General features: G+C 61.0%; 10 protein-coding genes, 1 pseudogene and 1 riboswitch. Of the genes and pseudogenes, 9 read left to right on the forward strand and 2 right to left on the reverse strand.

Annotation, left to right across the window (positions count from 1 at the left end; translation table 11 throughout):
• On the reverse strand, window positions 1–429 hold the full coding sequence (locus GKN89_RS21850) for a GNAT family N-acetyltransferase (RefSeq protein WP_154747754.1): 429 nt from the start codon (window positions 427–429) through the stop codon (window positions 1–3).
• A gap of 83 nt (window positions 430–512) precedes the next feature.
• A riboswitch (Fluoride riboswitch) is annotated at window positions 513–575 on the forward strand.
• Between the two features lie 79 nt (window positions 576–654).
• Here GKN89_RS21850 and crcB point away from each other — a divergent pair.
• The 3 genes from crcB (at window position 655) to GKN89_RS21865 (ending at window position 3,120) form a co-directional block, all read left to right on the forward strand.
• Entirely contained in the window at window positions 655–1,038 is a 384-nt protein-coding gene (gene crcB / locus GKN89_RS21855) for a fluoride efflux transporter CrcB (RefSeq protein ID WP_019454092.1), read from the forward strand.
• A 288-nt stretch (window positions 1,039–1,326) separates the two neighbouring features.
• Window positions 1,327–1,923, forward strand: a complete 597-nt coding sequence (locus tag GKN89_RS21860; protein WP_063918885.1) for a TetR/AcrR family transcriptional regulator — start codon at window positions 1,327–1,329, stop codon at window positions 1,921–1,923.
• 6 nt (window positions 1,924–1,929) lie between these two features.
• Entirely contained in the window at window positions 1,930–3,120 is a 1,191-nt protein-coding gene (locus tag GKN89_RS21865) for a multidrug effflux MFS transporter (RefSeq protein ID WP_154747755.1), read from the forward strand.
• A gap of 57 nt (window positions 3,121–3,177) precedes the next feature.
• Here the strand turns inward: GKN89_RS21865 and cspE are convergent, their stop codons facing one another.
• Window positions 3,178–3,387: a transcription antiterminator/RNA stability regulator CspE gene (cspE, locus tag GKN89_RS21870; RefSeq protein WP_004940030.1), complete on the reverse strand. Its 210-nt coding sequence runs from the start codon at window positions 3,385–3,387 to the stop codon at window positions 3,178–3,180.
• 345 nt (window positions 3,388–3,732) lie between these two features.
• Between cspE and GKN89_RS21875 the strand changes: the two genes are divergently transcribed.
• The 6 genes and pseudogenes from GKN89_RS21875 to GKN89_RS21900 all read left to right on the forward strand — a co-directional run.
• Window positions 3,733–4,896, forward strand: coding sequence for a M20 peptidase aminoacylase family protein (locus GKN89_RS21875; protein ID WP_019454095.1), 1,164 nt, complete (start codon window positions 3,733–3,735; stop codon window positions 4,894–4,896).
• Between the two features lie 189 nt (window positions 4,897–5,085).
• Window positions 5,086–6,411, forward strand: a complete 1,326-nt coding sequence (locus tag GKN89_RS21880; protein ID WP_154747756.1) for an LLM class flavin-dependent oxidoreductase — start codon at window positions 5,086–5,088, stop codon at window positions 6,409–6,411.
• 26 nt (window positions 6,412–6,437) lie between these two features.
• A pseudogene (locus GKN89_RS21885) lies at window positions 6,438–7,455 on the forward strand (transporter substrate-binding domain-containing protein).
• Between the two features lie 9 nt (window positions 7,456–7,464).
• Window positions 7,465–7,992: a GNAT family N-acetyltransferase gene (locus GKN89_RS21890; RefSeq protein ID WP_154747757.1), complete on the forward strand. Its 528-nt coding sequence runs from the start codon at window positions 7,465–7,467 to the stop codon at window positions 7,990–7,992.
• A 30-nt stretch (window positions 7,993–8,022) separates the two neighbouring features.
• Complete coding sequence (locus GKN89_RS21895) at window positions 8,023–8,910, forward strand: amino acid ABC transporter permease (protein ID WP_154747758.1); 888 nt, start codon at window positions 8,023–8,025, stop codon at window positions 8,908–8,910.
• 9 nt (window positions 8,911–8,919) lie between these two features.
• On the forward strand, window positions 8,920–9,453 hold a 534-nt coding region (locus GKN89_RS21900), incomplete at its 3' end, for an amino acid ABC transporter ATP-binding protein (RefSeq protein WP_154747759.1).

Here is a 9,453-nt window from a genome sequence, read left to right on the forward strand (position 1 = left end):
TTACTGACTTAATAGCTTGGCAAAATACTTTGGCGCTTCGACAAAGCCTTCGCGCCGATAAAACGCATGGGCCCGCTCACGGCGGCTGTGGCAATGAACTTCCAACCGATCGCAGCCGCGACGGTGCGCCAGCGCCTCGCCCTCCGCCAACAGCAACCGCCCTACGCCCGTGCCGCGCGCCCGATCGTCGACGCAAAAATAGCTGATGCGGGCAATATCGCCGGCCAACGCCAGCTGAGGCAGAAAATGCAGCGACAACACGCCCAGCACTTGCTCCTCCTCCACCGCCACCAGCAGCGCCTCATCCGGATGCGCCAACAGTTGCTGCATTCGCTGCGTCAGAAACGCCTCGGTGCCGGGATAATCCAGCGCCGTCATTAATTCGGCGATAGCGTGCCGGTCGCTCAGACGCGCCGTTCTGATTTCCATCCGTTTTACCTCGCAAAGTGTCGATACTACAAAATAGGCGGCTTTAGGTGTAACATCCAACGGGTACGGCGAAAAAGGCCGTGCGGCACGCTGGAGATGACATTCCTCCCTAACCGCCTTCACAGGCTGATGATGTCTACGTAACCTCTCGGAGAGAGGCGCGTAGCGTTACGCCTGTCCCTTTCCGAGTCCCGTGAATTTCTCTGATTGAAAGGTAGTTGCCCCATGTTGAGTTCTTTACTGGCCGTATTTATCGGCGGCGGCGTCGGCAGCGTACTGCGCTGGGCGGTAAGCATGAAAATGAATCCGTTGAACGCCCACATTCCGCTCGGTACGCTGATGGTCAATCTGGTCGGCGGTTTTATCATCGGCCTGGCGATGGCGATTTTCACCCGCATGACGCACCTGGATCCCACCTGGAAATTGCTGATCACCACCGGGTTTTGCGGCGGCTTGACCACCTTCTCTACCTTTTCGCTGGAGGTGGTGTACCTGATGCAGGATGGCCGCTTCGGCTGGGCATTGGCCAATATGCTGCTCAACCTGGCCGGTTCGCTGGCGATGACGCTGCTGGCTTTCATGCTGGTCATGTGGGTCAACGGGCGCTAAGTCCTTAATGTTTCCTTAATCTTGCATGCGCATAATCTCATCCAGTACCCCTGACTGGATGAGAAACCGCTATGTTTAGCCTGCCGAAAACCGCCGCCGAAGCGATCGCCGTTGCGCTGTGCGTGCTGATCGTCGCCGCCTTTATCAAATCTTACCTGTTCGCTTAAACGCCTTTTCCCGCAGCACTCGTTCATCTTGCACCCTTCCCGTCGGTTGCACTACAATTGAGAATGAACGTTCACACCCAAAAATGTGAACCCGGCTCACGCGTAGCAAAGGATCGGGCAGATGCTCTCCCCCAACGACACTAAACAGGCCAAGGTGCAGGCGCGCCGCGATCAGATCGTCGAAGCGGCGAAAATCAGCTTCCGCCGCCACGGTTTCCACGCCGCCAGCATGGCGGAAATCGCCCAGGGCTCACAGCTCAGCGTCGGCCAAATCTATCGCTATTTCGCCAATAAAGACGCGATTATCGAGGAGATCGTCAACCGCATCATCGCCAACAAGATGCAGCGCCTGGAAAACCTTGGCGATCACATCAATCTGATCGCCGGCGTGCTGGCGGCGCGCACGCTGTTCCAGCAGCCGGGCGAGAGCGAAACCGACCACATGCTGATGCTGGAAGTGACCGCCGAGGCCACGCGCAATCCGGTGGTGGCCAAAATGCTCAGCGACGCTGAAGCGCGGCTGTTTCGCCACGTGTGCCACAACCTGCAGCGGCTGTATCCCCATTTCAGCGCGGAAGAGATCGCCGCGCGAGTGGAGTTTATCGCCGTCATGAGCGAAGGCACCGGTTACCGGATCCTTACCACGCAAAAAGCTGATGCGTCCCTGCTGCGCGATCTGTATCAGCAGGCCATTTCTCATCTGTTCAGGAAATCCTAATCTCTCATGACCAAACACTTAGCCAGACAACGTCTGGTGTACGCCGTCGTGCTTGGCCTGTTGGCCGCGCTGGGGCCGCTGTGCACCGATCTCTACCTGCCCGCCCTGCCGGAGATGGCGGGCGAGCTGAATACCTCCACCGCCGCCGCGCAGCTCAGCCTGACCACCGGGCTGCTCGGTCTGGGCGTCGGCCAGCTGATTTTCGGCCCTTACAGCGACAAACTGGGCCGCATGCGCCCGCTGCTGCTGTCGCTGATCCTGCTGTTGGGCGCTTCGCTGTGGTGTGCGCTGGCGCCCACCATCGACCAACTGCTGATCGCTCGCCTGCTGCAGGGCATCGCCGGCGCCGGTGGGGCGGTGATTTCCCGCGCCATCGCCCGCGATCTGTATGCCGGGCATGAGCTGACCCGCTTCTTCGCCTTGCTGATGCTGGTCAACGGCCTGGCGCCGATCGTCGCGCCAGTGCTGGGCGGCGTCATGCTGCAGGTGATGAACTGGCGCGGCATCTTCGGCGTACTGGCGGCCATCGCGGTGCTGCTGTTCAGCCTGTCGGCGCTGAAGCTGCGCGAATCCCTGCCGGTCGAGCGCCGCAGCCAGGGCGGCATCCTGGCGATGCTGATGTCGCTGGGCAGTTTGTTGACCCAGCGCTATTTCATGGGGCTGTGCCTGACGCAGGGCTTCGTGATGGCCGGCATGTTCGCCTATATCGGCGCCTCGCCTTTCGTCTTGCAGCAGATCTACGGCCTCAGCCCGCAAATGTTCAGCCTGTGCTTCGCCATTAACGGCGTCGGGCTGATCATTGCAGCGCAGCTGGCCAGCCGCCTCAGTTCGCGTTGGGGTGAGCGGCGGGTATTGAAGAGCGGGCTGACGCTGGCGGCCGGCGCGTCGCTGTTGCTGCTGTTGGCCGCCGCGCTGCACGCGCCGCTGGTATTGCTGCTGGTGCCGCTGTTCTTCTCGGTGGCGGTGATCGGCATCGTCGGCCCGACCGCCTCTTCGCTGGCGATGCAAAGCCAGGGTGACAAAGCGGGCAGCGCCTCAGCCTTGATCGGCGTGTGCATGTTCGCGCTCGGCGCCTGCGCCGTGCCGCTCACCGGGCTGGGCGGCACCTCGAGCCTGTCGATGGCGCTGACCATCGTCGGCTGCTACGCCGTCGCCATCCTGCTATTCAGCCTGTTGGCCCGCCGCAGCGAAGCATAATGCGCCCAATAAAAAACCCGCTCAATGAGCGGGTTTTAAGAAATTCAGCTACGCAGCTTAGATAGCAGTAACGTTAGCGGCAGATGGGCCTTTGGCACCGTTCGTGATTTCAAATTCTACACGCTGGCCTTCAGCAAGCGTTTTGAAACCGTTGCTAACGATGGCAGAGAAGTGAACGAAAACGTCCTTGCTACCATCTTCCGGAGTAATGAAACCGAAGCCTTTGGATTCATTAAACCACTTAACGCTACCTTTAATCTTAGACATCAAACTTACCTTTAACGTGAATGAAAGACACAAAACCTGTGTCGATCACAGTACAGCAAGCAGGCAGGATTTTGTCCACCACCGCGATCACAGAAATCCGATAAAGAGTGAAAAAATCCGTGTTGCCCGGTGTAAATTGATTGCACCGGTTGCGATAAGTTACCGTTTCAGGTCAATCCTCTTCAGGCGCCGGCAAACAACGAGCGAACGCCCAAACTTGCCCATTTCGCCATCGTTGACGCCCCCGTGCAGACGCAATCGCTATGAAATATAACCAGATGGTCTTTTTGCTTCGGCGCCCGCTGCACTAGGGTTAGGGTTTATTTCCCACTGTGAGCCAAGCCTATGACCAGCCAGTTGGCAGACAAAATTATCGCCTATCGGCGTGAGCTGCACCAAAACCCCGAGCTTTCCAATCACGAATTCGCCACCACCGCCCGGCTGACTCGCTGGCTGCAAGAGGCGGGCATTCGCCTGCTGCCGTTGGCGCTGAAAACCGGCGTCGTGGCGGAGATCGGCAGCGGCAAAGGGCCGATCATCGCGCTGCGCGGCGACATTGACGCGCTGCCGATCGACGAGATCGCCGATGTGCCCTTCAGTTCGCAAAACCGCGGCGTGATGCACGCCTGCGGCCACGACTTTCACACTTCGGTGATGCTCGGCGCCGCACACCTGCTGAAAGCGCGCGAGGCCGAGCTACCCGGCACGGTGCGCATCTTCTTCCAGCCGGCGGAAGAGACCTTCAACGGCGCCCGGCACCTGATCGACGCCGGCGCGCTGGATAACGTCGCGGCGGTGTTTGGCCTGCACAATGCGCCGGAACTGCCCACCGGCACCTTCGCCACCCGCGCCGGGCCGTTTTACGCCAACGTCGATCGTTTCCAGATCCAGATCACCGGCAAAGGTGCCCACGCCGCCAAACCGGAACAGGGCGTCGACACCATCGTCACCGCCAGCCAGATCGTCGGCGCACTGCAGACGCTGCCCAGCCGCAGCTTCAGCTCGCTGGAATCGCTGGTGGTGAGCGTGACGCGCATCGAAGGCGGCAATACCTGGAACGTACTGCCGCAAACCGTGGAGCTGGAAGGCACGGTGCGCACCCACAGCGACGCGGTGCGCCGCCAGGTGCCGGACAAGATTCGTCAGGTGATCGACGGCGTCGCCGCCGCGCTGGGCGCCCAGGCCGAACTGCACTGGCAGCCGGGGCCACCGGCGGTGATCAACGACGCGCATTGGGCGGCATTCAGCAAAACCGTCGCCGCCGAGGCCGGTTACCGGGTTGAAGAGGCGGAACTGCAGATGGGCGGCGAAGATTTCGCGCTTTATCTGCACCATGTTCCAGGCGTGTTTGTCAGCATCGGATCCGCCAGCGAGTTCGGCTTGCATCATCCGCGTTTCAATCCCGATGAACGCGCTCTGTTCCCGGCGGCGCAATATTTCACGCTGCTGGCGGAACGCACGCTGCAACAATTAACCACCGCGCCGGAAAAAACCCTCAGCAACGCCTGAATAACAACAAATATTATTTCCCCGACGCTGCTGATGCCGCGCCGGGGATTATTATTTTCGCCTACCGTGATATTTGCCGTTTTCAACATTTGAATATGCTGTTTTGTTGTTTTACATCCCGCCGCCGCTCATCAATAGTGGTTCCATCAGACACTGCGCGCCTCTGCGGCGCATGATGGGATAATCACGATGAGCAACAGCGCGAATAATCAACGTCAATTACGGCTGGGCGCCATTCTGCATGGCGCGTCGGGAAATATGTCCGCCTGGCGCCACCCGGACGCTACTGCCGACGCCAGCATCAACCTCGAATTTAATATCGCCACGGCGAAAAAAGCCGAGCAGGGAAAATTCGATTTCGTGTTTGTCGCCGATGGCTTATATATCAACGAAAAATCCATTCCGCATTTTCTTAATCGCTTCGAACCGTTGACCCTATTGGCCGCGCTGTCCGCCGCCACCGACAAAATTGGCCTGGTGGGCACCCTCTCCACCTCCTACAGCGATCCGTTCACCGTCGCCCGTCAGTTCGCCAGCCTCGATCACCTGAGCAACGGCCGCGCCGGCTGGAACGTGGTGACCTCGCCGTTGGAAGGCTCAGCCAAAAACTTCTCGCGCGCCGAACACCCGGAGCACAGCCTGCGTTACCGCATCGCCGATGAGTTTCTTGACGTCGCCAAAGGACTGTGGGACTCCTGGGAAGAGGACGCCTTCGTGCGCAACAAAGCCAGCGGCGAATTCTTTCGCGCCGGGAAACTGCACACCCTCAACCACCAGGGTGAGTTCTTCTCGGTACAAGGGCCGCTGAACATCGGCCGCACGCCGCAGGGCCGCCCGATTCTGTTCCAGGCCGGCGCTTCTGAAGACGGCAAACGCCTGGCGGCCAGGCACGCCGATGCGATTTTCACCCATCACGACACGCTGGAACAGGCGCAGGATTTCTATCAGGACGTGAAACGGCAACTGGTGGAACAAGGGCGCGAACCGGACGATCTGCGTATCTTCCAGGGCGTCAGCGTGATCGTCGGCGACGACGACGCGGACGTCGAGCGCCAGTATCAGGAGACCGCTCGCCTGGTAAGCATCGAAAACGCCCTCAACTATCTTGGCCGCTACTTCGAACATTACGACTTCGCTCGCCATCCGCTGGATGCCCCGTTCCCGGACATCGGCGATTTGGGGCAAAACAGCTTCCGCAGCACCACCGACGCGATCAAGCGCAACGCCCGTGAGCGTAACCTCACGCTGCGCCAGGTGGCGCTGGAAGCCGCCTCGCCGCGCCCGGTGTTCAGCGGCACGCCGGAAGCGGTGGCCGACGGCCTGCAGCGCTGGTTCGACAGCGAAGCCGCCGATGGCTTCATCATCAGCGGCGGTACGCCCAACGCTTTCGGTCACTTCGTCGAGCGGGTGGTGCCCGTCCTGCAGCGGCGCGGCCTGTTCCGCCAAGCGTACCGCGGCGACACGCTGCGCGAACACCTGGGCCTGAAACGCCCATTGAACAGATTCACCCAATAATAAGATCGCTTTCAGGGATACCCGCTATGCAGAAAACCGTTACCGCCGCCCTCGTGGCGGCCTTGTTGAGCCTGACCGGCGCCGCGCAGGCGGGCACCGGCATCGATTTGCAGGCCAATGAAACCCCGATCCACGCGCCGAAAAACCCGCAGGCGATCGCCAAACTGCCGGCCGATTTCCACTTCGTAAAGCCGGGGCAGTTCACCGTCGCGATCGCCGCGCTCAACACGCCGCCGCTGGCGCTGTTCGCCGCCGACAACCGGCGGCTTATCGGCAGCGAAGTGGATATCGCGCAGCTGGTGGCCGACAGCCTGGGCCTAACGCTTAACGTGGTGCAAACCTCGTGGGNCCGACAACCGGCGGCTTATCGGCAGCGAAGTGGATATCGCGCAGCTGGTGGCCGACAGCCTGGGCCTAACGCTTAACGTGGTGCAAACCTCGTGGGAAGACTGGCCGCTGGGGGTGGTCTCCGGCAAGTATGACGCGGCCATCACCAACGTTACCGTCACTAAAGAGCGCAAAACCCGCTTCGATTTCGCCACCTACCGCATCGATTCGCTCGGCTTTTACGTCAAAACCGGCGGCAAGATCGCGACGATCAAACAACCCGCCGATATCGCCGGATTAAAGATCATCGTCGGCTCCGGCACCAATCAGGAAGCGATCCTGCTGGCGTGGGATAAACAGAACCGGCAGCAGGGGCTCAAACCCTTCCAACCGATCTACGTGACCGATGATGCGGCCGCCACGCTGGCGATCCAGTCCGGCCGGGCCGACGCCTACTTTGGGCCGAACGTGCTCGGCGCCTATAAAGCGGCGCTGAATGGCCGCACCCGGCTGGCGGGCACGGTGGAAGGCGGCTGGCCGAAGGCGGCGCACATCGCCGTCACCACCCGCAAAGGCAACGGCCTGGTACAGGCGGTGAACGAAGCGCTGAACGGCGCGATCCGCGGCGGGCAATACGATCGGGTGCTCAACCGCTGGGGCGAGAGCGTCGAACGCCTTGCACAGTCGGAAATCAACCCGCCCGGCCTGGGCGACTAGGAGCGTGCGATGACAGCAGACACCTTCATTCAGACGCTGCCGACCGACCCGCTGATCGCCCCGGTGATCGAGGGGCTGTTCGGTGAATATCGCCAGCGTTACGGCGATTATTTTGGTGACCAGGAACCGGAACCGCTGGATCTGTACGCGCCGCCGCAGGGCGCCTTTATCGTGCTGCTGCGCGCCGGTGCGCCGATCGCCATGGGCGCCTTCAAGCGCTACGACGCGCAAACCGCCGAACTGAAACGGATCTGGACGCGGAGCGATCTGCGCCGTCAAGGCCTGGCGCAGCGGGTGTTGCAGCAATTGGAAGCGCTGGCGCTGGCGCAGGGATATCGCCGGCTCTATCTGACCACCGGCTTTCGCCAGCCTGAAGCGGTGGGCCTGTATCTGAACAACGGCTATCAGCCGCAGTTCGATCCGGCCGTCGACAGCGAGGTTTACAGCCGCCCGCCCTACGACGGTCGCCTGCCGTTCCGCAAGAGCCTGATTGCAGAGGACGCGTGTTGTTGCGCGTCGGAAAGGAAAATCGCCTAACCCTTTTTTATCTGTAGCAGGAGACCTGACATGTCCAAACAAGAAGTCTTGAAAGTGGTGCCCGCCCGCTATCCGCTGCGGCTGATCGGCGCGCTGTTTTCGCTGTTCATTCTGGCCGCCATCGTGCAATCGGTGGCGGGCAACGCGCGCTGGGAATGGGGCGTATTCGCCGAGTGGTTCTTCGCGCCGGCGGTGCTGGCCGGGATGGGGCAAACTCTGCTGCTGACGCTGCTAGGTACCCTGTTCAGCATTCTGTTCGGCACCTTGCTGGCGCTGGCGCGGCTGTCGCGCTCTTACCTGCTGGCGTCGCTGGCCTGGGGCTATATCTGGCTGTTTCGCTCGCTGCCGCTGATCCTGGTACTGATCATCCTGTACAACTTTTCCTACCTGTACGACGCCATCTCGCTGGGCATCCCCTTCACCTCCGTGGTGTTCGCCAGCTTCCCCACCATCGACATTCTCGGCCAGTTCGCGGTGGCGGTGCTGGGCCTGACGCTGGTGCAGTCCGCCTACACCGCCGAGATCATCCGCGGCGGCATTTTGGGCGTGGATTACGGCCAGCACGAAGCGGCGGCAGCGCTGGGCCTGCCGGGTTACCGCCGCACCTTCCGCATCATTCTGCCGCAGGCGCTGCGCTCCATTATTCCGACCGGCTTCAACGAGATCATCAGCCTGGCGAAAGGTACCTCTATCGTTTATGTGCTGGCGCTGCCGGAGCTGTTTTACACCATTCAGGTGATCTATAACCGCACCCAGCAGGTGATACCGCTGCTGATGGTCGCCACCGTCTGGTATCTGTTCATCACCACCGCGCTGTCGGTGATCCAATACTACATCGAGCGCTATTTCGCCCGCGGCGCGGTGCGCGAACTGCCGCCGACACCCTGGCAGAAACTGGCCGGCTGGTTAAAACGTTAGGAGCCCCGCATGTCTGAAGCTATTGATTATTACGCCTTGTCCGAGCAGCCGACACGTAACCTCACCCCGGTGCCGGCACGCGGCCTGATCGAAATCAGCAACGTCAGCAAGTTCTTCGGCAAGCACAAGGCGCTGGACGACGTCAGCCTGACGCTGCAGCCGGGCACCGTGACCGTGATCCTCGGCCCTTCCGGCTCCGGCAAATCGACGCTGCTACGGGCAATCAACCACCTGGAGCGCGTCGATGAGGGCTTTATCCGCATCGACGGCGACTACGTCGGCTACCGCCGCAAAGGCAACCGGCTGTACGAGCTGAAGGAAAAGGCCATTCTGCGGCAACGCATCAACGTCGGTTATGTGTTCCAAAACTTCAATCTGTTCCCGCATCTGACGGTGCTGGAAAACATCATCGAAGCGCCGGTGGTGCACAAGATCCATTCCCGCGAACGGGCGAAGGCGGTGGCCTATGAACTTTTGGACACCGTCGGGCTGCGTCACAAGGCGGACGCCTACCCGCGCCACCTCTCCGGCGGCCAACAGCAG

The sequence above is a fragment of the Serratia sp. YC16 genome (genome assembly GCF_009707615.1).
GTDB classification, from domain to species: Bacteria; Pseudomonadota; Gammaproteobacteria; order Enterobacterales; family Enterobacteriaceae; genus Serratia; species Serratia surfactantfaciens.